This is a genomic window from Nostoc sp. (assembly GCF_036919615.1).
Lineage (GTDB): Bacteria > Cyanobacteriota > Cyanobacteriia > Cyanobacteriales > Nostocaceae > Nostoc.
Genome location: NZ_JBALCN010000078.1, coordinates 32521 through 57978, shown reverse-complemented (window position 1 = coordinate 57978; position 25458 = coordinate 32521). Strand labels below are relative to the sequence as shown.

Below are 25458 nucleotides of genomic sequence, written 5' to 3'. Positions count from 1 at the left end.
AATCATTGTGCCCCTATCCTCTCTCTATAGACATTCTTGTTTGAATGGAACACGCGGGAAATTTAGACCTAGTAGAGCATGGCTTAAATCCAGCTACCATCTAAAACCAAAGAAGGGTCTTAACCAGTTGCTCTGAGCAACTGGTTAAAGGTAGGCAAACTGACGCCACTACTAGTTATTTTGGGCGATGCCTGCGGCTGGCTACGCCTACGCATTAGCTTGAGTACATAAGTTAAATTAATAATAAAAGCTTGTATCGATGAATCAAAGCCTAAGTGTTGCTCCCAGCTTGGAAGAACACACTGATGAAAATCCTGTTGTTACCAAACAACAGCTATTAGCAAAGCAACTAATTGTCCTTGTTTTGGAAATAGTTCTGGCATTACCTCTGGGTTTACTGCTAGCAAAGTTCCAAATTGGCAGGATTGCCTGGATATTTGGCGGGATTGCCGCTGGTACAGTGGTTCTTCAAGGATGTCGAATTTTTTATCAATATTCCCCCCAACCTAACCGCACTGCTAGAAAAGTGGGAATGGCACTTGTAGGCTTAACTGTCGGCGCTTCCAATGCCCACGGGAATCTAGCTAGTGTTGTTTCTGAGATTCCGATATTTATTTTTCTTACCTTGTTTCTGCTGCTGAGTGGAAGCTGTATTGGTTATATTTACTCCCGCCTCAGCAAAACTAACTTAATGACAGCAATGCTGGCTACAGTTCCTGGTGGTGTCGGAATTATGGCAGCGATCGCCGCTGATTACAATAAAAATGTTACCTTGGTTGCCCTAGTTCAGGCGATTCGCGTCACCTCAGTAGTTGTTCTGATTCCCTTCATCGCTAAGACATCAGCTGGTAATTACTATCCGCAAACACTCCCAAGCACCGCTGCTTGGCTCAATCTTGATCCATCTCAACTAGGATTACTCTTGTTAGTACTGCTAATCACTGGATTAGTAATTTATCCAGCTATATTATTTAAAATTCCCGCTGGCGATTTCTTTGGTGCATTGTTGATTGGTATCGGGTTTAATCCTTTGCTACATTGGTTGCCTTTTGTGGGTGATATTAGCTTTAGTCCGCCGCCTTTAATTAACTTATTGGGTCAAATGCTCCTGGGAATTACTATTGGTGAGTATTGGGGAGACAAACCCAACTTTAAGAAGCGGACTGTCGGCTATGCCTTGATGTCTGTGGGCATGACTCTTGTAGCCGGAGCGATCGCTGCTACACTTGCGATGCAATTAACCTCTTGGGACTGGTTAACCTGTCTTTTAGTCACAGCACCAGGAGGATCAGCAGAAATGATCCTGGTTTCTCTGGCATTGAATCATAATGTTGAAATTGTTACAACTGGTCATTTAGTGCGACTAATTGCGATTAATAGTTCTCTACCTCTTTGGGTGTTTTTGTTTCGCCGTCTGGATGAGCGAGTTTCAAAGCCAGTTTAATTGATGAAGGCAGAAAGCAATAGAGGCAGGGGAGGTAGGCTTTCAAGGGCAGGTTTTTAGAAATGGGTAAATGATCGGATCAAACATCGTCACACAAAGTGGGTGATGAATGAGTATTCAGGTTTGCACAGTTGGATAGCGATCGTTATTTTTAGCGGAACTACTGTCCGAGAAAGAAAATACAGTCCGGCAAAGATTAAAGGAATGGTTAAAAGATGCGGCGGATAAAAAAGGTAATCATTGACAAGAAATTGATCTGACAAAGTGCTTTGCACCATTTGGTCACTTTTCTCCTGAACCTTGGACTACTCATCTCAACTTCTCTTCTGCCTAAAAAAACCTGCCCTTGAAAGCCCCCAACCCCTCCCTGCAAGCGGGGCTACAGTGTACACACAAGTCGGAAAACCTCATCCACATTGGCTTGAATGTGGTAGGGTGCATTATGGACATTAGTCCTAAGGCACCGAAAATCTGGGATGGTGCGTTAGCCTACAGCATAACACACCCTTGCATTACTGATTTGTTTGTACACCGTAGGCTTGCTCTTAGGGGAGCAAAAGCCTAACTTTGGGGAAGTGAGGTTCTAGCGTGAAATATATCAAGTTTAGTTAATCAATTATGCTGTTCAGTGTCAGAATTAGCTGATATTTCAGGTTGAATCTCTTGCTTTTCGGCGAGTTGTTCATAATGTTCTTTGTCACGGTATTTAATTGTTCTCATAGGTTGATTTCCAACAATTGCTAAAGGCTCAACATTAGCAGTTACAACTGTACCAGCCGCCACAATTGCACCATCTCCAATGGAAACTCCCGGAATAATTAGGACATTCCCGCCAATCCAAACATTGCGACCGATGACAACAGGTTTATGAATGTAGACATTATGTTCATAGGGCAAATCATTACTTTGATAATCGTGGTTTGCAGAGAGGATAACTACGTTAAATCCAAGTGTTGTGTTGTCTCCAATTGTGATTCCACCACGACCATCTAATAAAACATCCGGGCCGATGTAGACTTTATTTCCCAGAGATACATTTTGCGGATTGTCAATTCTAATATCTCGCTTAAATCGTAGACCTGAGCCACAAAATTTTAATTGACTCTTCAACTCTTGATGCTTATATCGCCGAATTTTGGTTTCTAGGTATTCTCCCCACCGTACCAGACGAGGTACTAACCATTGTTCTAATAGTTGTTCTAATTTATTTGTAATTTTATCTTTGATTTGTTTCATAAAACCTTATGGAAGTCTAAGAACTTTCTGGCTTTCAACCAAGGAGGAAAAACGACGTGGGTACTTTAGCACCCTTTACATTTGTTAGGTTTCCCTGATTAAAGTATTTTCTCCCGTGTGAATACCGTTTATCTAAAAGTGGGGTGAGGGATGCTAGCCTTGTAAAGATCAGGTAAACGTTACGAGTTTTAAGCTTGAAGTGTCAAGTTCTGAAGCTCAAGTTGCGAGTTCAAAGGTCGAAGTTCCGATAGACTTGACAAAAAGCCAACTGATGTAGCAATATTCATTTAAGTCCCTTGCGTCCCACATTTCAAAGTGGGTAGGAGGCAATGCATGATTGGCAGTATTTCTTTAACCACGATCGCAGCAATTTAAATCAAGGCACTTACCGCATCTTTGAGCCGGAGTGGAAAGCAGAGATTCTCCACTGGTTCAGCCAAAAGGATGTGGATAAGCAGCAAAAAGAAGATTTTATCTAAGCTTTAATAGATTTTGATGACGGCTGCGGCGATTTTTATCGGTATCGCGCCTATTTTTTGGCGGCTGAGGCTTTATCCCAGTTCCCAGAATGTAGCTTGGGTGATGCAATTGTAGAACAACTGCTCAAATGGAGTTATGCCTATTTTCGGCAAGATAAGCGAGATTGGCAGATACTACCAAAATCATTGGTGAAGACAGCTAGAAAAACGCTGGAATTAACTGACAGAAAACGGGTAATTGCTGCTTTTGTCCATCTGGTTCATACTACTGAAAGTCGTTCAATTCTTAGAGTTGCAGCTGAAAAGTTAGGAAAATTCGATCCGGGTAATAAAAGTGCGATCGCAGCCTTGGCTTTGATGCCGATTACTGAGGAGAGACACGGATACCAGAGAAGTTATAGTCTAGGCAAAATAGCCGTTGGTGATGAAACTGCCATCGCTGTTCTAGTTAACGACATCAAAAACATACCAGATCGGGAAATTTGCACGCATGGAATTACAGCTTTGGGAGATATTGCTGACGGTAATCACGCTGCAATCGCTGCATTAGTTAACCTTATTGAGACAACACTGAATAAGGACAATTGTTGTAATGCGATCACAGCTTTGGGAAAAATTGCAGTGGGTAATCAAACTGCGATCACAGCCCTTGTCAAATTCTTACAAATAAACCAGGGTGATAGAATCTGTTTTGATGCAGCTCAAGCTTTGTGGCAAATTGATCCTGGTAATGCAGCTGTACTCAAGAGTTTAGTGTACATTGTCGGAACTTGTGCGAATACATCTCTTATAAATCGCGCGGCTATATATCTACTAGAAATTGAGCCAGAGAATAAAACTGCGATCGCTACTTTATCCAAAACACTTGAAACCTCTCAGTCTGACGGCGAACGTTTGCAAGCAGCTAAAAGTCTCCTACAAGTAGACTCTAATAATCAAATTGCAATTAATGTCTTATTAGAGTTAATTAAAAATCTGGGTCAATCCCCAAAAGGTTTATATTATACACAATGTCTCGCGTGGGAAGCAACTAGAACTCTGTCGCAAATCGACCCCAGTAATAAAATTGCAATTAATGCTCTAGTTGATCTGATTAGGACTGCTAACCATCATTCTTACTTCAACCTAGCAGTGCAGGATTTAGGGCTTTTTGGTGCTGGGAATGAAACTGCAATTGCAACTTTAATCAAGTTAATCGCCTCCACTAAAGATGATTCCCTATTATGCGATGCCGCTGGGAGTCTAGGAAAAATTGATTCAGGTAATAAAGTGGCGGTTAGCACGTTATCTCAGGTACTTGAAACTTATCTGGCATTGTGCCGAAAATCTAACTTACCCAGATTTCTACAAAGCAATCAACTAAACAATAAGCGCAGAGTTATTTCTCTTCCTCCGCGTTCCTCTGCACTTCCCTCCGCGTCCCTTTGCGTTAAAAAACAATCTCCTCCTTCATCCTCTCTTCCAGCACATCCAATAACCCATCCACATCCTTCCCAGCTTGCTCAAAGCAAATCGGTGGTGGTGGTTCCGGTACAAACTGAATTAACTTAATTTCACCTTTACCAATCCCAATCATCACAACTTCCACTTCTGGTTTGTGATTCTCGACAATTCCCAAAATTTCCTGAAGCCGATTCTCAACTTTATTATTTAAATTCTCTATCTGCTCTTTTGGACAATAAACAAAATGCGGCGTTGGTTGCAAATCAATACCAACAGTACCCTGACTGTCGCCATTTGCTAACCACAATCCCCAAAACAGCGCCGCCAATTCCTGCTGATTTGCTTTCACAAACTTATCTAACTGGCGACGCCACTTAGTATCACCTGATTCTGGTTGACTATTACCAAAAAACATAAATAATTCGTAATGAAGACACAAATAATGGGCGAAAGTTATTTCAAACCTGACTGTACACGCCAGAGACTAGCGTAAATCCCGTTTTTCTCCAACAATTCTTCATGGGTTCCCGACTCTACTAATTTTCCATGTTCCATGACATAAATGCAATCAGCATTGCGGATGGTGGAAAGACGATGAGCGATCGCAATTGTAGTTCTATCGACTGTAATCCGTTCGAGCGATCGCTGGATTGCCGCTTCTGTCTCATTATCCACTGCTGAGGTTGCTTCATCTAAAATCAGAATCGGGGGATTTTTGAGAACTGCACGAGCGATCGCAATCCGTTGTCTTTGTCCACCAGATAACTTTTGTCCTCTTTCCCCCACAATTGTCTCATAATCTTGGGGCAGGTTAATAATAAATTCGTGCGCCTCGGCTACTTTCGCTGCCGTGATAATTTCTTGCTTTGTAGTCTCAAAACTACCATAAGCAATATTCTCCACTATAGTGCCATGAAATAGAAAGACATCTTGACTCACTAAACCAATGCAGCGGCGTAAATCTTGAAAATTTAAACTTTCCAAGTCAATGCCATCGAGAGTAATGCTTCCAGCTTGCACTTCGTATAACCGCAACAAAAGTTTGACTAAAGTGCTTTTCCCAGAACCCGTTGAACCTACAATTGCAATAGTTTTTCCCGCCGGAATATCCAAAGACAGATTTTTAATAACTGGAAATCTATCTTTATAGGCAAAATGAACATCTTTAAATTGTACTTCACCGCGCACTTTTTCCACAGGTAAAGATACATCACCTGTATGAATGGTGATGGGAGTATCTAACAAATCCATGACTCGATTAGTAGAAGCCATTGCCCTTTGATATTGGTCAAAAGTTTCGCCTAATCTTGTTAAAGGCCAAAGTAAGCGCTGGATTAAAAATACTAATACGCTGTAAGTACCTACAGACATTTTTCCAGAAACTGCTGCCATCCCGCCATACAACAGTAATGCCGTGAACCCTACCAAAATCAGCATCCGAATTAACGGTACAAAAGCAGCAGAAAGAATAATTGCCTTACTATTACTGCGGCGATAAGCGTCACTATCTAATTCCAAACGAGAGGCTTCATAAGTTTCGGCGGTGAAACTTTTAATAGTAGTAATTCCGCTGATATTGTTTGATAAACGCGAATTTAAGAAACCTACCTTTTCCCGGACATCAGCGTAGCGAGGTGCAAGTAGTCGTTGGTAGGCAAAAGAACCCCAGAGGATAAATGGCATTGGTGACAAAGCCATCCACGCCACATCAGGAGCCAAAATGAAAAAAGCAGCGCCAATAATTATAACAGTTGCGGAAACTTGGATAATATCATTCGCTCCCCCATCCAAAAACCGCTCTAATTGGTTAATATCATCACTGAGGATAGACATTAAACCGCCAGTGCTGCGTTCTTCAAAATAAGCCAATTCCAACTCTTGCAAATGTTTGTATGCATCCAAACGCAAGTCATGCTGAATATTCTGAGCCAAATTTCGCCAAAGTCGAGCGTAGGCGTACTCAAAAACAGATTCTAGTATCCAAATGATCACAGTAAGGAAGGAAATAATCAAAAATTGTCCAAAGACATCGCGTACCCCTAACTGGGCAATTATGGAATCCTGCTGCTTGACTACCACATCCACTGCGACGCCTATTAAGCCGGGTGGTGCCAAGTCGAAAAATTTATTGAGGATAGAATAAGTAGTCGCTAGCCAAATTTGTTTACGATACTGGTGTCCATACTCAAGCAAACGCTGGAGAGGATACGTTGAATGTTTACGCCTTCTTGATACCCGATGAGATTTTAATCCAGTGGCCACAGCTTTTTGCGGTTTCGTGCAACTGATATTAACACAGAATAAAGTCCTGAGGAGCTAGTGTGTTGGAGAGCCTAATATTTCTGCTACAAAGCTTAAGCTTATTAATAAATGAAAACGAAAAATCCAGGTTTTCGAGCATATTTTACGAAAAGAAGTAGGAATTTTTAGAATAGTGGGATAGGATCAGCATAGTATTGCCAATATATTTAATATCAGTCACCACCATAGTCATCGCACTAGTTTTGCATAACAGATTTTGGGCAATGCGACTATATTTTTGTCAAAAACTAAACAATATTATTCAATAAACATCCACCGATTTTCTACGTATTTATTAGTCATTATTTTATCCTCGACACTCCTTTTAAAGATGTGACTAATGGATAGCCGAAGCATCGGGGAGGGAAACGTTTGCTTTACTCAAATGCAGGGTGGGGTTATTTATTGTTGATTTATGCAAGAGGTCTACTGTGAACTTTGTTATCCAATCTCAAAATCCCCCAATTTATTGGGAGATTTTGACTGCCTACTCCCAATCTCTTAAAATGTAAAAGTAGTCCGAAGTATACCTACAGTCGTAGTATCATTGTTGCTGTTACCTTCTGGGTTAAAGAGAACAAACGCACCAGGGGTAATGCTGATATTATCGCTAACTTGAAGGCGGTAATAAGCTTCTAAATGGTAAGGAGTCGCCCGATTGTCGCCTGTAGGCGTAAGTTGAGCAGAACCACCACTATCACTACGGAAAAGCGGCTGACCAAAAAGAATCCCGGCAGTGTTTCCTGACTTGAATAAATCTCTGAAGTGAATTCCTGCCATCCAACTTGTAAAGGTGGTGGAAGCATCCACGTTATTGGAAGCAGCATCAACAAATATTGCTGCACCGTAGCCAGATAATGCTATTTTGGGAGACAATCGCCATGTTACTGTACCGCCAACAGAGTTGAGTGTGAGCGGTGTTCCAACTGCAACCCCTGCTAAAGCACCGATATCACTACTAACTAATCCTGTAGCCAAAATATTGATTTCGTGATAACTGTGGGCATAGTTTAAACCAATATCTAGAGCAGGACTTGGCTTGAAGGTTAACTGTGTGGCAATAATACTACTACCACTAAATAAACCTGCTCCCAAAGGTGTAGTAGAAACTCCTGGTACTGCCTCATTCGCAGATTTTTCGGGTAAATTGGCATTTACACTGCCGTATAAAGCTCTTAAATCAAAATTTGGCGAAATATTAAAAATAAATCCCGCCGCCGATGCTAAACCAGTACCCGAAGTCCCACCAGAAACCCGTAGCACAGGATTCAAGTTGCCAAAACGAGAAATTGACTCTTGTCCTTCACCATAAAAAGGCGTAATTGCTGGGAAAGCATCTGATGTCTCTGCCGCAGTTCCCGCAAACAAGGTTAATTTATTAGCGACGGGAAAGATATACAGCAATTTGTAAAGCTGAACACTGTTTGCGCCAACACTTGACAAAGTATTGACATTTAACCCCGGAAATTGCGGCTCAAAACTGGTACGGGCACTACTTGCACTCAAAAGTGGCGAAGCTAATCCTAAACTTTGTTGCAGACTACCCTGTCCATCGGCTCCACCCAAAAAGTTATAGGCTTGCAATCCAGTAATTAATGAATCTTTACCAGTGAAGCTAGTGGTGAGATTTAACCGCACTCTATTGACTAGGATGATATTCGGGTCACTGTCATTAGGAGCGCCACCGCTAGCACCAACACCAGCAATAATTGCCTCACCAGTGAGTTTGGTCGTAGTAGAAAACCGATTTGCTTCTAGCTCTGCTGTGCGAGCTTCTACAGCATCTACTCGACCCCGCAATGTTGCCAATTCCGCCGCAAATTGTTCTTGTAGTTTCTGCAACGTGGCTAAATCTTCTTTCTTGACCAAATCACCAGTTGCAGTCGCAATCAGTTCGTTGATTCGGTCTAAACAAGCATTTAAGCCAGCAGCAAATTCATAGCGAGTCATCGCCCGATTACCGCCATAGGTTTGATTGGGATAACCTGCGATACAACCATAGCGCTCGACTAAAGATTGGAGTGCCTGAAAAGCCCAATCAGTCGGTTGTACATCAGACAATTGGGATACGGATGTTACTTGTGCAAGTTTGTATGAGGTTGGAGATGAACTTGCAAGTTGTGGTATGATTGGCTGCCACAAGTTAACAGCAGAATCTACTTCTATATCTTGAATTTTTTGCTGTTGATTAACTAAAGGTAAGTTTTTTTGAGTTTCATTAGCTATCAGCAATTTACTGGAGATATTATTTGTTAAATCGCTTTGATCAGAATAATTCTTTTCATAGCTGCCGTCATTTTGATTAACAGCTACGTTTTTATCTCCAATTTCTAAACTAGGAAGGGCTTGCACAGGTGATAACCCGACAATTAAACATAAAAATCCCATCCCACTAGCAGAAGCTAGTAGATATTTTGCCATAATCACTCCCAACACCTATAAAATAGTGGAAAAATTCATTGCGATTTGAAAATGGATTGATAAGTAAATTTAAAGTAGATTTAGCAAGAGAGTCTTGTTAACTTTAAATTTTGGATATCAGGATTTTTTCTGAATTAACTTACTAAAACATCAACTTATTTCGCAAGCATTAAATTATAGTAAATACTATTTTGGGAGAGAATTAACAATATATCATATTGATAGTTTTTATAATTACGATAGTAATCCTCAATGGTTTTTGAACAATGCATTACGTAAAATGCTTGATTCATATTTGGGAAAGAATTAACGATACGTCATATTGATAGTTTTTATAATTACGATAGTAATCCTAAATAGTTTTTGAACAATGCATTACGTAAAATGCTTGATTCATAAGCCTTTCAAATTTTCTCTGTTCAAATATAAAATAGGATTGCTATATTGACAAAATAATGATTTACGTAAGTCTGATTTTGTGATAAAGAATATAGATATTGAGCCGAAATCCTCGGCTCAATACCTAACAAAGAATAATTTACTCAAAAAAATTAAGAGACTGCGATCGCTGCTCAATTTGGGTGCAGGCTAAGATCGGGAAGAAAACAGCATTTTGCAGAGTTTAATATATCGAGAATTACTTTCACTATTAGGAATTTGCAACAAATTTAGAAGGAATTACTCGATTATTATCAGTGAATCTACTGTAATCGGTTCGAGCGATCGCCAGATTGCCGTTTCTGTTTCATTATCCACCACCAAGGTAGCTTCATCTAAAACCAAAATGGGCGGATTCTTTAAGATTGCGTAGGCGTAGCCCGCCGCAGGCATCGCCGCTACAAGTTAATAACAATATAATTTTATAATTTTGACTTTTTTCAGAGATGTCTATAATAAAGGAGCTTTTCCCTCCAGGCTCTTTGAGGTTCCGGGTATGATGCTTAATTGCCCGGATATCATCTGACATCTATCTGTGTTCAACAAATTGTCTATAAGAGTTGAAATGGAATATGGCAATATCTGATATCCTCCAAAAACCACAGCGTCTGGGTAGCTTATTTAGTGGACTGCGTGGGGATTTGACGGGAGGACTGACAGCAGCAGTGGTAGCCTTACCTTTAGCTTTAGCCTTTGCAGTGGCAAGTGGAGTAGAACCAAAGGCTGGACTTTACACCGCTATTGTGGCGGGAATTGTAGCGGCAATTTTTGGTGGTTCCTCAGTCCAGATTACAGGGCCAACAGGTGCAATGGCTGTGATTTTGGTGGGAATTGTCGCTAAGTACGGCATTGAGAAAGTTTGGATTGCTGGGGTGATGGCTGGGATTATTCAGATTGCCTTGGGGGTTGCCAAACTTGGACAGCTAGTGAAGTTTATTCCCTATCCAGTGACGGCAGGCTTTACCAATGGTATTGCCGTGATTATATTTTGTGGACAGTTAAATAATTTCTCTGGTTTACAACTACCGCGTAGCGAACATTTTTTACCGGGAGTTTGGCAAAGTTTAACTCATATAGAAGCTTTAAACTGGGCTGCTGTTGGGTTGGCAATGGTGGTGATTGCAACCACGGTTTTGTGGCCCAGGATTAATACGACAATACCAGGTTCTTTAATGGGGTTGATCTTGGCAACAGCGATCGCTGCTTATTTCCATCTGGCTGTAGCCACAATTGGCAGTATTCCGCAATCTTTACCGATGCCCCACGGTATCCCCCACTGGAATAATTTTACGTTGATTGGGGAACTGATTAATCCCGCTTTGGCTTTAGCAGCACTGGGAAGTATTGAATCGTTGCTATCGGCGGTAGTGGCTGATGGGATGACGGTGAGCGAAAAACACAATAGCGATCGCGAATTAATTGGTCAAGGGTTGGCAAATATTATTGTCCCATTTTTTGGTGGCATCCCCGCAACAGGTGCGATCGCTCGGACTGTTATCAATGTCCGTTCTGGCGCTAAAACCCGACTATCTGGAGTAATTCACGGTGTTGCCTTAGCGATTATTGTTTTAACTTTAGCACCCCTAGCAGCACAGATTCCTTTAGCAGCACTTGCTGGCATTCTGATGGTGGTTAGCGTGCGGATGATTGAGTGGAAAGCCATTGGTTTATTAATACATGCTACCTACTCCGACTTTGCTGTGATGATTCTCACCTGGCTAGTGACAATCTTGTTTGACTTAGTTCTGGCTGTAGAAGTGGGATTGATTGCAGCTGGAGCCTTGTTCATCAAACAGATGAGCGATTTAAGCCTAGTCAAAATACCTGAAACCGAAGTATTTCCTCCTGGTACTCCTCTAGAATTAGGTAAGGAAATTGCCGTTTATCGGGTAGATGGCCCCGTATTTTTTGGTGCTGCTGAACGGTTTGTTACCTTCGTCCGCCATCAACCGGAAGTGAAGTATTTAATTCTCAGGTTGCGGTTTGTGCCAAATATGGACACAACTGGGTTAGTAGCCTTAGAGGATATTTACCACGACTTGGAACGGCACAATTGCCGCTTAATTCTCACAGGTTTACAATCCGAAGTCAAACAACTACTAGAACGTTCAGGATTGTTAAAAACAATTGGGTTATCAAATTGTTTTGAAACAACGACAGATGCAATTTGCTCTATCTCTCCTCAGATTGAAGGATGTTCTCTACCAATAGCTGCTGATTTGAAAACCAAAGAATTGATGGAATTAAATGAATGATAAGATTTTGCCATCAAGAGAGTAAAATAGATACCTATAATCACAACTAAAACTAATATTTATGATCGTAAAGGTGCTAAATATTTGGTTACTGTTACAAACTCTTTTGGGATGGCTGTTACAACTTCCCAGTTACAGCGTTTTTCAGGTAAATGAGGTACATAGGTAGGGGCACAACAATGTTGTGCCCTTACAATAATCTGTACTCACCTTGGCGTAGCCTAAGAAGAGAAGTTGCAATCTGCTGTAAGATGAATTTTTAGCGATCGCACTTATAGAATTGGGCTGGTCACGCATTGCATATCTGTAGACATGAACTCGACCCGCGATCGCACTTTGACCAAGTTAAAAATGGGAAGGCAGTCAGCAGCCGCAAAGGCAATCGACGCATTTATTCGAGAACTTCAAAAATCGACTCATGGCAATGTTCACCCCAAAGGTGAAGAACTGCCACTTGTTACCCAGATCCAGCCACCAGCCACATGGGAAGCACGGGCTGACGTGCAAACAAAGACAGCCGGCGATCGCCCAAGCCTTGCATGGATATAAGCTTTTGTTATGGCTAATCGTTGCAAGCCCGATTCTAGGGTGTCAGCTATTGATAAGCGTGGCTTAATCAGCACTAGCTGTTAATAGCATAGCAACGAAGAATCAATATTTACAGGCTTGGATTCCACGTTATGCGAACAACGTAAAATCAATAATTTTCGTCCTTGATTCCACAAAATAGCCCAAAAGTGTACTACTGAGCATATAGTGATGTTCAGTCTCTAGACTGAACGCTACTTCATATTAGCTTAGGTAAGCGAACTCGCATCTCGCCGCTCTGTCAGAAGCTGAGTATCAATGTGCGAAACTGAACCGACTCTCTACGTCTTGCGGGTGTAAATTTAAAGCTATCTAGATTAATGAGCAATGGATGCAGGATTTCAAGAGGTTCTTTGTAAGCCTTTTGAACCTGATGAGCTTGTTGCAGTTGTGGCACACCTTACACACCTACATTTGTTTAGCAATGTCAAGTAATTTCTTTACACCAGTAGAAGAAAGAGAAAAAATATTTTGCACGGAACTGGTTAACCGTGGTGTGGAACACCAAAAAGCGGTTATTGCCGCCAAAATTTTAGCGTCTGGTCAGTCAGATGAGCTTTTGTCCTTAGAAGAGAAACAAATTGTTAAAGATGCTTGTAAACAGTGGTCTTTGTACATAAATTAGCCTTCTCTTCGTTGAACCTTACACACCCGTTTTAGGTTAGGTGTACAAACTTTATTTAGATCGGCTTATTCCCTTTTCGCGATTTAGCAGACTTCTAGACCCAAAAGGGAATAAAGCGAACGCCTGCAATTCGAGCGTGAGCTTATAAACACAGTTCTATGTCCGAAACCGGACAGACTCCCGACGTTGAGCGTTTGTAAACTTGAGGATAGGATGTTTACACTATTACTACTCAAGGAAAGTGAAACCGGGAGCAATGCGATTTTGTTAGATCGGACTTTAATTCTCAGTTATAGAGCTAGATTCTCAATAAAAATAGTTATTTGACTGTGATCGCACCCCTAAACAGGTGATTTAGCACCTGAATTTTAAGCACCTCACAAAATCGCATTGCTCCCGTGAAACCTCAACACGGGAGTTATGGAGAGATAGGGAAAAGTTTTAGAGTCGATGCAGGAATCAATAGTAAATTCTATCAAACATATATTAATTTGTGATGATATCGCTGATAACTGTTTTCTGCTTGAAGCGATTTTGCAAGCTGAGGATTGCAAGACAGAAATCGTTAATTCCGGTGCAGAGTTGTTGAACAAGATTGAAACTGACCCGAAAGTGCCTGACTTGCTAATACTAGATGTGTTAATGCCACAAATAGATGGATACGAAGTAGTTCGACGTATCAGACAGTCGAATAAATTTGAATTTCTTTCTATTTTGTTGGTAACAGCTTTCGATAAAGATGATACTAAATTGGCTGACGATATAAAGATTGATGGATTTATCCAGAAACCCTTTGATCCAGATGCAGTAATTGCTCAAGTGCAAACAATTTTAGACTGAACCTACCGAAAGTACATTTAAATTAATAGATTTATAGACCCAAAAGGGCGATCGCGTCGCGCACAGAGAACTGTACAAAATCGAACATATACCCGACGTTGAGCGTTTATAAACTTGAGGATTAGATGTTACAAACCATTATAAATGGTCTCTAAGAGTGCTGTCACAGACCTTTAATCAGCTGCAAGATTATTTCTTAAAAAAGGCGATACCCAAGCTTATCAACAAACACAAACTCTGATTCAGCAAGTTCAACGTTAGTAATTTGTTCAGGGTAATATAGAAGCGTTAAGAAATTTGCTTTCCTTGCAAATCAGGTTCAGAGAAATTTAAATGCTCAGAGTGATTTAGATTTACTGAGTAACAAGATTATTTTTTTAGTTTCATACCAAATAATATTCCCGTCAAAATCAAAAAATGGGATCGCAAATATTCCACCTCTACCATTGCCAAAACAACAGTTGCGATCGCTGACTGTAATATTAGGCTAAATGACTTTAAGATCAACAAAAATAAGCATTATGAGCATTATCGTCTTCGGCAGCATAAATATAGACTTGGTTGCAACAGCACCCCGGTTGCCAGTCGCAGGAGAAACGTTGCTAGGAGAAGACTTTTTTAAAGTTTCGGGAGGTAAAGGAGCTAATCAAGCCGTAGCATTAGCAAGATTGGGAATTCCTACCCAAATGGTGGGGCGTGTAGGTGCAGACGGTTTTGGTATGGAACTTTTCAACAATTTGCAAGCATCTGGTGTGCAGATTGACAATATTTTTGTAGATGAGACTGTTAGTTCGGGAGTCGCGATCATCGCTGTAAATCATGCTGGTGAAAATCAAATTATTGTAATTCCTGGTGCCAATGGGTGTGTCAATCAAGAAGATGTAGAACGATTGTCCGATTTATTACCAGAAGCTACAGCACTGCTTTTACAATTAGAAATTCCGATTACTGCTGTGGTTGCAGCCGCTAAAGCCGCAAAAAAAACCAAAATAATCGTCATTCTCGACCCTGCACCCGCACAATCTGATTTCCCTGATGAACTTTACCCGTTAGTGGACATTATCACACCGAATGAAGTTGAAGCAGCGCAGTTAGTAGGTTTTCCTGTAGATGGAGAAGAACTTGCAGCTAAAGCAGCTGGAGTTTTATTACAACGGGGTGTGAAATGTGCGATCGTTAAACTAGGTGCTAAAGGTGTTTTTTGTGCCACTGCTGAGGAAAAGTTTTTTGTACCAGCGTTTCCAGTTCATGCGATTGACACAGTAGCTGCTGGCGATGCTTTTAATGGCGGCTTAACGGCAGCACTTTTTGAAGGACTTTCTTTACATCAGGCAGTTATTTGGGGTGCAGCAGCAGGTGCTTTGGCGACAACAAAATCAGGCGCACAAACTTCGCTAGCCGATAGGTTTACATTTGATGCGTTTCTTAGGGATAGAGTTGTGGGCAGTAGGGAGTGGGGGAAATGAGGCTTTCAAGGTAGGTATTTAAAAAAGATATTAATCAGCGAATTATGAGTTATAAATTTCAGGGTTAACACAATAAGCTAGACGATCGCCTGTCAGTCCAGCAATTAAGTTAGCGATCGCCATTGTTGCGATTTTTGAGCGCGTCTGGCGACTGGCACTACCAATATGAGGTGCAATAATTAGATTATCTAAGGTCAACAACAAGCTATCGGTGGGAATCGGTTCTGGTTCGGTGACATCCACAGCCGCACCGGCAATTTGACCACTTGCAAGGGCACGATACAGAGAATCGGGATCTACAATAGTTCCCCGCGCTGTATTAATCAAAATAGCCGATCGCTTCATCAACTCAAATTGGCAATCGCTAATCAGATGATAAGTATCATCAGTAGATGGTGTATGCAGTGTCACAAAGTCTGACTCTTGAAGTACGTATTCCAACGTCGCAAACTCCATACCTAGAGATTGTTCTAATTCTGGCTTGCATCGTTGCCTACTGGTATACAAAATCCGCATTTCAAACCCCTTGGCACGATGAGCGATCGCCTGACCAATGCGCCCAAAACCAACAATCCCTAAGGTAGCACCTGTAACATTCGGCCCCAATAATAAGTCTGGTTCCCAAGTTTGCCACAACCCTGCACGAGTAAATCGATCTGCCTCCACGACTCGCCGTGCAGCTGCCATCAATAATGCCCAGGTAAAGTCTGCGGTAGCATCGGTTAACACACCCGGAGTATGACCCACGGGAATCTGCCGTCCAGTAGCGGCACAAATATCAATGTTATTGTAACCCACCGCCATTTGACTGATAACTTTGAGTTTCCCAGACTTTATCAGTTGCCGATCAATTTGGTCAGTCAGCAGGCAGAGCAATCCATCTATTTCCTTGACTTTTTCTAGTAAAATTTCGTAGGGAGGGGGTTGGCGTTCTGGCCACACTTCGACAGTAGCAAGCGATGCCTGCGGCGGGCTACGCCTACGCAGTTGCTCCAATTCGATGGGCAGGCGACGAGTGATAAAGACTTTAGCTTGAGGCATATTGTTGATAAAAAGCCCTCAAGTCCAGATGAGGGCTTGGCACTTTTTTGCTAGATATCGGCTCAATCCCTTCTACCCACGAGCAAGCGTAATCTGAGTAGCGTCAAAGTCTTGTAGCCGAGTCATGTTTCCACTGTTCTTATCTATGGTATACACAGCATTAGGTGTCTCATACCTCATAGCTCCAAAGGCGAGGAGTTGACCTGTTGCAGAACAAACTAAGCTTTGTAAGCCATTATTCCATTCTTGACCATTAACTTTCAATTGTGCTAGTCTGATCGGCTTTTTTTGATTTGAATCTAGCTGCACCAGAGTTGTGTCACCATCAGATCCAACTAAGGACGTATAAAGTTTTCCATTTGGGCACTCAGCTAGATTGCTGACTCGCTCATCGTTCGGAAATTTAATCTTAGTGATGAAACTAATCTCTCCTGTTTCAAGGTTAATATCTACCAATCTGATCGGCGGTGTACCGTTCTTGTTACCTACTAAACCGATGAGTCGCCCATCATTAGTGCCTAGCAAGCTCCCAAGCTGTTGATTCTGTTTAAGTTCTGAGATTATCAAAGTTTTTACAGGTGTACTCAAAAATATAATGCGAGTCGGTGTCGCCTCTTTGGTACTAGTGCTAACAGGAGTAACAGCTACGGCAAGTGTGCCATCGCTTAAAGAAGTGAAGCCACTTAATGTCTCGTTAGACTCTATTAAAGGTTTAACGCGATCGGCAAATGTGCCATTGTTTAAAGAAGTGAAGCCACTCAATGCCTGATTAGACTTTACTAAAGCTGTACCGCGCTCGGCAAGTATCTGAGAAGTTAGTGGAGTTTGAAGTTGAGCCTTTCCTGTACTTAAGGATTGCAAAACAAAAGATTGCAAAACAAGTCCTAGTCCTACAGGCTTAATATCTGTGAGTACACTGTTTGAGGCAGTGCTGTCTAATTCAGTGGTGTTTACCTCTGGAACAGCCGCTTTGTCAGTGCTGATGATAGAGCTAGAACCTATACCAATAATTTTTAAATTTGGTGTTTGCCCCAAGGCTTTATTGGTTAGATAACTAAGTCCAGATACTACAGTTCCAGCAAGTGCCAACTGGCCAAATTTTCGACGTGATAGCTTGTAACTCATATTTCCACTCCTATAAATAATGACTTTTATTGAGTAAAGTGCAACGTATTATACCTCTTGCATAAATGCTTAAATTGTCATGTTGAGCGGAGCGAAACATCTAGTGAGATTCTTCTCTCCACCGCGTTCCATACCCTGCGGTAACGCTGCGTGAACAGAATGACATTCCTAATTTTTTGACTTTTGCAAGAGGTCTATTGAACATAAAGGTGTAAGGCTATAATAATTGCGTCCAGCTTGCTACTGAGGGTGTCCCACTATAGTCACTAATAAAAAGCATGTACCAGCCTGGTGGTGCTATGTTTCGATTGTTTGTTACCGTGACCTTGAGAGAAGTAGCGTTCCTAAAAATAATCGGTACATCCACTAACCTTTGTTCTGTATCGCAGGAATGGGTGTTTGCCGTTGGTCTAATCAGACTAACCCATTTAATATTCCTAGCCTGGGGTGTCTGAATCGTAAATTGCAGCCCGTAGCTCAATGTTTTAGCAGCGCTCTGAATGATTGGTCGTGACCGTGACATGTACGCAGGACTGTAGATTTCTAATCGCAGTTCATTGACAGTCCGTCTAGGGTTACCCCCAGCTGTGGCTACCCTACCATCTGGCAGGAGCAAGGCCACCGAGTGATATACGCGGGGGACTTTTTGTCTAGCTACTACTGTCCAGGTATTTGTAGCTGGATTGTAGATTTCTGCTGGCAGCATTGATTGTGTTAAGTCCTCATTCATTTTGCTACCATTGCAAACAAACACTGTGCGATCGGGCAACAAAACTGCACTGTGATGCATTCGGGCATAGTTTAGAGACTTTGCTGGTACGTAAGTTGGGTTACTAACTTTTAAATCGACAATATTTACCCTGTTTGTTGCTGTAGTAGCAGTACCCCCACCGAGAATCATGACTTTTTGGTCTTGTGCAGGTGGTAAAAGCACACTGGCAGCTTGATTACCGAAATTTGCGGCTTGCAGCCCTGGCACCACTTTTTCTGGGATGGATTGTGTAAATGTCCCTGGCAGGGTTAGTATCCTTGGCGTCACATCATGGTTGCCGCCCATCTGAGCACCTGAATAAAAGATGCTTCCACTACTTAGTAGAAACAGATGTGCATATGGCTGGAAGAAACTAGTTACTGGAAAAGCGTTCCAACCATTTGGAAATGTAGCAGAATAAATTTCTGGTTGTCTGTTGAGGCTGCCATCTTTAGCCTGTCCAGACAGCGCAAAAATACGACCGCTGCCTAGTGTTAACAGAGTGGGATACCAGCGCCCATTATTCATTGATGGCTTCTTGACCCATTTCTCGGTAATGGGATCAAACATTAGAGCAACAAGCAAACCACAAAATGGATCATAGCGCAGAGTTCCACCCGCAACCATTAACAGACCATCAGCAGTGAAGGAGTGACCGGCGCAAAAAAGGTCAATAGGTTGATTATTACTATTCAATGGAGGCGCTTGACGGGAAAAGGTTCCCTTACTTACATCCCAGACCACACTGTCATAGGGAGTATTTAATCGAGCTGGATCATTACCTGAACCGCAGAAAAAGAATACTTTACCAGTACAAAGTAGAGCGGCGTGCATAGGTAGGATTGGAGCACTGTACGACAATACTTGCCATTTGTCTGTGGTAGTACTCTGAGCTATAAAAGTCCCTAAATCGGTTTCCTCTAAAAGGTTAGTCTTGTTATTAGATTGAGTCACTTGATTTACAATTATTCCTACGTAAATTTCCTGCTTTTATTCTTTATTTCAGTAATTTTTTACTAAATTTCAGTAAGTGAGCAAGAAGAAAAAAATTATGTTACGTAATGTAATCTTAATTAAATTGGCTTGTAGTAAGGGCTTCAGCCCTTAAATCGGGATGAGGCCCTTACTGCAAACCTTTAATTATTCATACCCACTTACTTATATCTATACTTATTTAGGCTTACTTAGTGTTAAGATGTAGTATGTTTTTTTTAAAGCTAAGGTAAAATCCGGTTCGTCAATAGTAATAATACGGAAAAAATCAATACTTTTAAGTATATAATTACGCCTTATATTAGGTTTTTGGGTAAGGATAAATGATCTTTTAAATATGATGCATAGACACAAAGAGAAGCTTGAGGGTCAGTTTCCTTTGCTCATAACTTTAAAAGCAGCTTGCCATTGGGCATCACTGGCTTAAAAATTGTCTTTGAGACCTCAATTATTGACAAATGCTTGATCAGCTTAATTTGTCACCAATAGTCTGATGTAATAATGGTTACATATACCGTAAACGAAACTCACTTTAGTCGAGTTGGAACCCTCCGGATTTATCCATAGGGAAGTTCAGACAAAAATGCAATTTGAGTCAGGATTAGCTTAAAGCCTAGAGATATTTCGCAGTAAGCATCATATAAAGTACAGGCAAAGCGTAGTAAAGTAAAGTAGTAAAACTCAGAGTGGGTTGTAAGCATGGAAACCTACTTAGTAAAAACAGTGGTAATGTCAATCGCTCCCAAAGCAAGATTGTCGCCATGAGCAACTCAACTCCAATGAATGACGAGAAAAATCTCCCAAAGAAAAAGGGTAGGACACTCCCTCCCAAGCTGATCATCTGGCTGGGAAAGTATATCTGGACGACTATGTGGCAGATCATGATGTCAAAGCTTGCTCCTAGCAATCAGTCGGGAGCGTATATTCGTCCTAATAGCCAGTTTCGGAAGTCCATTGGCACAGAGTTAGGGAATCCGTACCCACCAGCAGCGGGGCGCTACAAACTCTATGTTGGGCTGGGCTGTCCTTGGGCGCACCGAACCCTGGTTGTGCGATCGCTCAAAAAACTCGAAGCAGTAATATCAGTATGTATCGTCTCTCCTTCTCCCATTGAAGGCGGTTGGATATTCAACCAGGAAGAAGAAGGTTGTCAGACACTGGCTGAATTTTATCAGCTGGCAGAACCTGGCTACAGCGGACGCTCTACAGTTCCAATTTTATGGGATAACCAAACAAAAACTATCGTTAATAATGAGAGTTCAGAGATTATCGTGATGCTGAACTCTGAGTTTAACGAATTCGCCAACAATCCCACACTCGATCTCTACCCAGAAGAACTCAAAGAAAAAATTGACTGGTGGAATGAGAAGATTTATCACACAGTAAATAACGGTGTGTATCGCTGCGGCTTTGCCCAGAGCCAAGAAGCATACAATCAAGCTTGTAATGAACTGTTTGCAACTCTCGATGAGATTGACATTGCATTGCAGACTAGTCGATATCTGTGTGGGGAAAACCTGACGCTTGCAGATGTCCGTTTATTCACGACGTTATTTCGATTTGATAGTGCTTACTATGGGTTGTTTAAGTGCAATAGGCAGCGAATTCGAGACTATCAGAACCTAGGAGCTTACTTACGTGATCTATATCAGCTTCCAGGTGTAGCTGACACCTGCGATGTCGAGAGTGTAAAACGGGACTACTACGGGAACCTGTTCCCACTCAATCCTGGCGGGATCATTCCCGATGGCCCTGATATGTCTTATCTTTATCAACCACATGGTCGTGATCGCATCGGCAAAGTGAATGCTTTATAAGTTACATTGAGAACTGATACCTCGATGGCTGCATTCTGGAGTTGGTGTAATCGTGAACCAGATTAATCGAGTTGCAATTGTCGGTGGAACTCATGGCAATGAGTTTACCGGAGCCTACCTGATCCAAAAATTTGCCCAGTTTTCAGACTTGATTACTAGACCAAGTTTTGAGACAGTCACTTTGTTAGCAAATCCTAATGCTTTTGCGGCGGGGAGGCGATATGTAGAGAAGGATTTAAATCGCTGTTTTCTCAAGCAAGATTTACAAGATCCGACTCTGAGCAGTTATGAAGAATTGCAAGCTAAATCAATTCAGGACATACTAGTATCAAACAGGGATAAACAAGTAGATTTCATCTTAGACTTGCACAGCAGTACAGCTAATATGGGTCTGACAATTATTTTGGTAAACAGTCATCCCTTAAACTTGAAATTGGCTGCTTATCTGAGCCATGTCAGTCCTTTAATTAGGGTTTATCGCTGCTCTTTTAAATCAATTGAAGAAAACCCATTTGTAAATTCTCTGTGTGAATTAGGCTTTGCGATCGAGGTTGGCCCTATTGCCCAAGGTGTATTAAAAGCGACGCTGTTCCAACAAACAGAGGAATTTGTTCATGCGGTTCTGGACTATCTGGAACAATTTAACCAGGGTGAAATCCTATCAACTAACGAAACGTTGATTCTCTATGATCACTTATCTGTTGTGGACTATCCAAAAAAACAGGATGGAACAATTTTTGGGATGATTCATCCAGAGCTTCAGGACAAAGATTATCAAGCCTTGAACCCAGGAGATCCAATGTTTTTGACTTTTGATGATAAAACAATTGTTTATCAGGGGGCATCTACCGTTTGGCCTATTTTTATTAATGAGGCAGCTTACTACGAAAAGGGAATTGCAATGTGTTTGACTCACAAGCAGGCAATCAATATTTAGTAAAGCTTGGCAAAAAAGCAGCTACCATCTCAATTAACAAGACTTGGGGCAAAATCTCCTTGTTAAAGGTAGGCAAACTGACGCCACAGGAACTAGTACTGCAAAGCGGAAGTCACTCATTCAAAAGTATTATGGAATGGGTTTTTTAGGGATTTTAAATGGTTGCTTTATTTACGCCGTAGCGGACTAGAATGTGGAGAAAATTTTTTGTATAATCGCTTTTTATTGGAAGTGATCATAGAAATTGAGTATCAGAATCATTCATAACTTCTATATCTGGCGCGAACGTTAATACTTACTTGTAATATACGTTTAAATGCGTCTTGATTATGATATATTGACAACCAGTAATCAAGTATCAGGGTAAAACGTTGTCTGAAGGGCTGATCAAGTCGAGTTCAAGGGAGCGCTGAAAACCCATTATCTAATTGATCCGGAATATCTTTTAGACAAGCAGAATTTGTTTATAAATATGGGACACTTGTTAGTGTTCAATCTAGGTGATGTCTATAACGGGCTATTCGGCGTCGAAATGCTGTTCTTAAAGTCACTCTTGATTTTGAAAATAATCAACCGCAAACCTTCTGGCTGAAGATTTCCGCTAAAACCAGTCCTGAGTCAAAATACGAAACTTGACCAATAAAGCCTAAACCTAAGACTATAATTTACGCTTAAAATTGTCCAAATAACTAAACTAATAATGAAGAACAAGCGACCAAGAAACAGACCAATAGCCAGTCTTTCTTTAGATTTGGATAATATTTGGTCTTTTCTAAAAAATCAGGGCGCTCCTGGTTGGGAGACTTTCCCCTCTTACCTGGATATTGCAGTACCTCGTTTCTTAGATATTCTCCAGCAATGGGATTTGACAATCACAGTATTCATTGTGGGTCAGGATGCAGCGTTGGAAAAAAACACCAAGGCATTACAAGCGATCGCTAGTGCTGGTCACGAAATTGGCAATCACTCATTTTACCATGATCCTTGGCTACATCTGTATTCAGAGGATGAGATTGAACAAGAGGTGGCCTTGGCCGAAGAACATATCAAGCGCGTCACTCATCAACATCCTATCGGCTTCCGAGGGCCTGGATACAGTTTTTCTCCTGCGGTATTGAAAGTCTTAGCACGACGGGGATACGAATATGATGCTTCGACTTTTCCCACATTTTTGGGGCCCATAGCACGAGCCTATTATTTGATGACCTGTAAACTGAGTAAAGAAGAACGCAAGAAACGGGAAGCCTTATTTGGCGGTTTCAAAGATGGTTTGCAGCCTCTGAAACCTTACCAGTGGCACATGGGTAAGCATAAACTCACTGAGATTCCCGTTACCACCATGCCAATTTTCAAGGTGCCAATTCACTTCAGTTACATAATGTATCTGAGTACATTTTCTTCAGAAGTGGCGTTACTCTACCTCCGAATAGCCCTGTGGCTGTGTAAACTTACACGCGTCCAACCTTCTTTGCTATTCCATCCTACAGACTTTTTAAGTCAAGAGGATGTGCCAGAACTATCATTCTTCCCTGGAATGAGTGTTCCCACCTACAAAAAGCTAGCAGTAGTGAACAAAAGTTTAGAACTTATATCCAGTCAGTTCAATGTTTTGACTGTTGGACAACACGCCAAATTCGTAGCCAACGCTGATCAACTGCCTGTATTAGTGCCTCAAAAGAGGTAAAAATATGATCTATCCGATTTCTCAGTCCAATTTGTATCCTTAATTACAGGGAAAATTAACTTTGATCTGTCTTTGAAAAAGAAGAAATAGTGTTGGCAAAAAAATAAATTTATTTTTATAATAGTTGACTATTCCAATGTCTTTATTAAAAACTTCTGGTAATATCCCTTCCCCAGAGGTTATTTTTTTAAGATGCGATGTTCAATCAGATTTTTTAATACTTGTCTGAGTTTTTAATAGCAGCTAGTTCTCTTTAAATCAGCTGACATTTGCTAGCAAGTATGTGTATAGTAATTTAGAGTTAATCATTATCTCTAATATTTGACACATCTATCTATGGTTAGAAAAACCCAACGTCTTTTACTGTTAGTTGTTTCCTGTAGTATAACTGGTGTAATTTTAGGAGGTACTGCCGGTTGGGCAGAAAGTAGTCTCTGCTTGGAAGGCAATAAGGTTACAAGTGAGTGTCTAACCCAAGCTCCAATCCAAAAAACTATCCAAGGGATGAGTACCGGATTGTTAGCTGGGGCTGGGGCCGCTTTTGGTGCAGTATGGCAGTTACGGCGTGAAGATTAAGCATGAACTACCACTAACCCGGAGTACCGGGTTAGATCAGATTTGGGTATTAATTGACCAGTGTCTTCACTTAGACTTTTGCCCAGCATGAAGTTTTACCTCTCTGCTAAGAGCTAATAGCTTCCTTGCCTCTTTTTCAATCATCCTGATTTATGGGGCTTTGGAAGAATACCGATTTATTAATGCATGAGCAGATTTCTGGTGTTCTTCAGCTAGATGTTGAGGATAGATGAACTGAGCATTGCTCATGAAACGGTACACCCAGCGACAAAACTCCTCCAGCGATCGCTCAGGCAATTTAACAATATAATTTACGTAAGCAGGTTTGCCATCTTTTCCCTTTGGCCCTAGTTTTATATCCTGCTTAGGATGTCGCTTCTCGCCCTCTTGGATAAATTCCATAACTTCAGGAAAAAATCTAACTTGTACTCGCACAAGCTCTAGTTCTCCACGAATCTCCCGTTGCTGATCTTCTCTTAAACCCAACTTCAACTCCCAACCTGCCCCTAAGAGGATGTTTGAATCCCTTCGACGCCGCTGAGGGAATCGCCTAAATTTATTTATGGGGTTCAAAATGTTTGACTTTTGAATGAGTGACTTTTGACTTCCGCCTTGCGGTACTAGGTCATGCCTACACTCGCTACATGGGCGATCTTCTCAAGGGGTCAAATGATACAAAAAGTTGCTCAGTCTGCCCTGAAGCTTTCTGGCTATGAAGGCACATCCTTTTACAATTTTGAGCAAATTCCTGACAAAAAGGCATTTAAGGATAAGTATCGTCAGGCATTAAATGCATTATCCATTGATGATATAACAGTAGAACGGATTGTTGCAGAAGCTAATAGTACCTTTCGGTTCAATTTACAGATGGCTTAAGAGTTAGAGGGAAGTTTAATCAAAGCACTCGGTCAAGTTCTGTTTAATAGCCTAACTAGTTCTCAGAATTCAGGTAGTACTGAAGTAGCTGTGGGTAATTAAGTTAGGAGTTAGGAGTAGCC

The 25458-nt window shown here is 41.3% G+C and carries 21 protein-coding genes and 1 pseudogene; 12 read left to right on the top strand and 10 right to left on the bottom strand.

The window, feature by feature from the left end:
- Positions 1-259: 259 nt before the first annotated feature.
- The gene (locus tag V7K48_RS21840) at positions 260-1444 is read left to right on the top strand and encodes an AbrB family transcriptional regulator (protein ID WP_335075290.1); all 1185 of its coding nucleotides are present in this window, start codon (positions 260-262) and stop codon (positions 1442-1444) included.
- Positions 1445-1533: 89 nt separating this feature from the next.
- Here V7K48_RS21840 and V7K48_RS21835 read toward each other — a convergent pair whose 3' ends face one another.
- On the bottom strand, positions 1534-1722 hold the full coding sequence (locus V7K48_RS21835; protein WP_335075289.1) for a hypothetical protein: 189 nt from the start codon (positions 1720-1722) through the stop codon (positions 1534-1536).
- A 334-nt stretch (positions 1723-2056) separates the two neighbouring features.
- The gene (locus V7K48_RS21830; RefSeq protein ID WP_335075288.1) at positions 2057-2680 is read right to left on the bottom strand and encodes an acyltransferase; all 624 of its coding nucleotides are present in this window, start codon (positions 2678-2680) and stop codon (positions 2057-2059) included.
- Between the two features lie 329 nt (positions 2681-3009).
- Here V7K48_RS21830 and V7K48_RS21825 point away from each other — a divergent pair, with 329 nt between their 5' ends.
- A complete protein-coding gene (locus V7K48_RS21825; RefSeq protein ID WP_335075287.1) occupies positions 3010-3159 on the top strand; it encodes a hypothetical protein in 150 nt (49 codons plus the stop codon).
- 1429 nt (positions 3160-4588) lie between these two features.
- Here V7K48_RS21825 and ccmS read toward each other — a convergent pair.
- The 4 genes from ccmS to V7K48_RS21805 form a co-directional block, all read right to left on the bottom strand.
- Positions 4589-5017: a beta-carboxysome assembly chaperone CcmS gene (gene ccmS / locus V7K48_RS21820; RefSeq protein WP_335075286.1), complete on the bottom strand. Its 429-nt coding sequence runs from the start codon at positions 5015-5017 to the stop codon at positions 4589-4591.
- A gap of 38 nt (positions 5018-5055) precedes the next feature.
- Entirely contained in the window at positions 5056-6864 is a 1809-nt protein-coding gene (locus V7K48_RS21815) for an ABC transporter ATP-binding protein (RefSeq protein WP_335075285.1), read from the bottom strand.
- A gap of 540 nt (positions 6865-7404) precedes the next feature.
- The gene (locus V7K48_RS21810) at positions 7405-9324 is read right to left on the bottom strand and encodes an iron uptake porin (protein ID WP_335075284.1); all 1920 of its coding nucleotides are present in this window, start codon (positions 9322-9324) and stop codon (positions 7405-7407) included.
- 678 nt (positions 9325-10002) lie between these two features.
- Entirely contained in the window at positions 10003-10155 is a 153-nt protein-coding gene (locus V7K48_RS21805) for a hypothetical protein (protein WP_335075283.1), read from the bottom strand.
- Positions 10156-10334: 179 nt separating this feature from the next.
- Between V7K48_RS21805 and V7K48_RS21800 the strand changes: the two genes are divergently transcribed.
- From V7K48_RS21800 to rbsK, 5 genes are all read left to right on the top strand, one after another.
- Positions 10335-12017, top strand: a complete 1683-nt coding sequence (locus V7K48_RS21800; RefSeq protein WP_335075282.1) for a SulP family inorganic anion transporter — start codon at positions 10335-10337, stop codon at positions 12015-12017.
- A gap of 312 nt (positions 12018-12329) precedes the next feature.
- A complete protein-coding gene (locus V7K48_RS21795; RefSeq protein ID WP_335075281.1) occupies positions 12330-12566 on the top strand; it encodes a hypothetical protein in 237 nt (78 codons plus the stop codon).
- Positions 12567-12978: 412 nt separating this feature from the next.
- Complete coding sequence (locus tag V7K48_RS21790) at positions 12979-13230, top strand: hypothetical protein (protein WP_335075280.1); 252 nt, start codon at positions 12979-12981, stop codon at positions 13228-13230.
- 450 nt (positions 13231-13680) lie between these two features.
- Positions 13681-14070, top strand: a complete 390-nt coding sequence (locus V7K48_RS21785; protein WP_335075279.1) for a response regulator — start codon at positions 13681-13683, stop codon at positions 14068-14070.
- Between the two features lie 521 nt (positions 14071-14591).
- A complete protein-coding gene (gene rbsK, locus V7K48_RS21780) occupies positions 14592-15536 on the top strand; it encodes a ribokinase (protein ID WP_335075278.1) in 945 nt (314 codons plus the stop codon).
- 42 nt (positions 15537-15578) lie between these two features.
- Here the strand turns inward: rbsK and V7K48_RS21775 are convergent, their stop codons facing one another.
- From V7K48_RS21775 to V7K48_RS21765, 3 genes are all read right to left on the bottom strand, one after another.
- Complete coding sequence (locus V7K48_RS21775; protein ID WP_335075277.1) at positions 15579-16577, bottom strand: 2-hydroxyacid dehydrogenase; 999 nt, start codon at positions 16575-16577, stop codon at positions 15579-15581.
- A 72-nt stretch (positions 16578-16649) separates the two neighbouring features.
- Positions 16650-17702, bottom strand: a complete 1053-nt coding sequence (locus V7K48_RS21770; RefSeq protein WP_335075276.1) for a hypothetical protein — start codon at positions 17700-17702, stop codon at positions 16650-16652.
- A 217-nt stretch (positions 17703-17919) separates the two neighbouring features.
- A complete protein-coding gene (locus V7K48_RS21765) occupies positions 17920-19407 on the bottom strand; it encodes a galactose oxidase-like domain-containing protein (protein WP_335075275.1) in 1488 nt (495 codons plus the stop codon).
- An 800-nt stretch (positions 19408-20207) separates the two neighbouring features.
- Here V7K48_RS21765 and V7K48_RS21760 point away from each other — a divergent pair.
- From V7K48_RS21760 to V7K48_RS21745, 4 genes are all read left to right on the top strand, one after another.
- Positions 20208-21263 (top strand): glutathione S-transferase family protein, encoded by a 1056-nt coding sequence (locus V7K48_RS21760; RefSeq protein WP_335075274.1) that lies wholly within the window; start codon positions 20208-20210, stop codon positions 21261-21263.
- Between the two features lie 52 nt (positions 21264-21315).
- Positions 21316-22200 (top strand): aspartoacylase, encoded by an 885-nt coding sequence (locus V7K48_RS21755; RefSeq protein ID WP_335075273.1) that lies wholly within the window; start codon positions 21316-21318, stop codon positions 22198-22200.
- A 700-nt stretch (positions 22201-22900) separates the two neighbouring features.
- Positions 22901-23884, top strand: coding sequence for a polysaccharide deacetylase family protein (locus V7K48_RS21750; protein ID WP_335075272.1), 984 nt, complete (start codon positions 22901-22903; stop codon positions 23882-23884).
- A gap of 336 nt (positions 23885-24220) precedes the next feature.
- Entirely contained in the window at positions 24221-24460 is a 240-nt protein-coding gene (locus V7K48_RS21745) for a hypothetical protein (RefSeq protein WP_335075271.1), read from the top strand.
- 150 nt (positions 24461-24610) lie between these two features.
- Here the strand turns inward: V7K48_RS21745 and V7K48_RS21740 are convergent, their stop codons facing one another.
- Positions 24611-24952: a WYL domain-containing protein gene (locus V7K48_RS21740; protein WP_335075270.1), complete on the bottom strand. Its 342-nt coding sequence runs from the start codon at positions 24950-24952 to the stop codon at positions 24611-24613.
- 125 nt (positions 24953-25077) lie between these two features.
- On the opposite strand from V7K48_RS21740, the pseudogene V7K48_RS21735 reads away from it, so the two are divergent.
- Positions 25078-25438, top strand: a pseudogene (locus V7K48_RS21735) (biliverdin-producing heme oxygenase); the annotation flags it as partial.
- Positions 25439-25458 lie beyond the last annotated feature (20 nt).